Annotated in this window: 1 pseudogene; it reads left to right on the forward strand. The window is 61.4% G+C overall.

Features of this window, described 5'->3' with window-relative positions:
* A pseudogene (locus ENZ74_RS35385) lies at positions 1–529 on the forward strand (FHIPEP family type III secretion protein); the annotation flags it as partial.

Consider the following 529-nt stretch of genomic DNA (forward strand, 5'->3'; position numbering starts at 1 on the left):
TTCCTGCCGATCCCGGCTTTTCTCATCGATGTCGGCCTCGCCTTTTCGATCGCGCTTTCGGTGCTGATCCTGATGGTGGCGCTGTGGATCCAGCGGCCGCTCGATTTTTCGTCTTTTCCAACCGTGCTGCTCATCGCCACCATGCTGCGGCTGTCGCTCAACATCGCCACCACGCGCATGATCCTGTCGCATGGCAATGAAGGGACGCATGCCGCCGGCTACGTCATCGCCGGCTTCTCCAAGTTGGTGATGGCCAGCGACTTCGTCATCGGCCTCATCGTCTTCATGATCCTGATCGTGGTGAACTTCATCGTCATCACCAAGGGCGCCACGCGTATCGCCGAAGTCGGCGCGCGCTTCACCCTCGATGCCATCCCCGGCAAGCAGATGTCGATCGACGCCGACCTCTCGGCCGGCATGATCGACGACAAGACCGCGCAGCTGCGCCGCCGTGAACTGGAAGAAGAATCTTCTTTCTTCGGCTCGATGGACGGCGCCTCGAAGTTCGTCCGCGGCGACGCCATCGCCG

Source organism: Mesorhizobium sp. M7A.F.Ca.CA.002.15.2.1, assembly GCF_003998715.1.
In the GTDB taxonomy this organism is placed as follows: domain Bacteria; phylum Pseudomonadota; class Alphaproteobacteria; order Rhizobiales; family Rhizobiaceae; genus Mesorhizobium; species Mesorhizobium ciceri.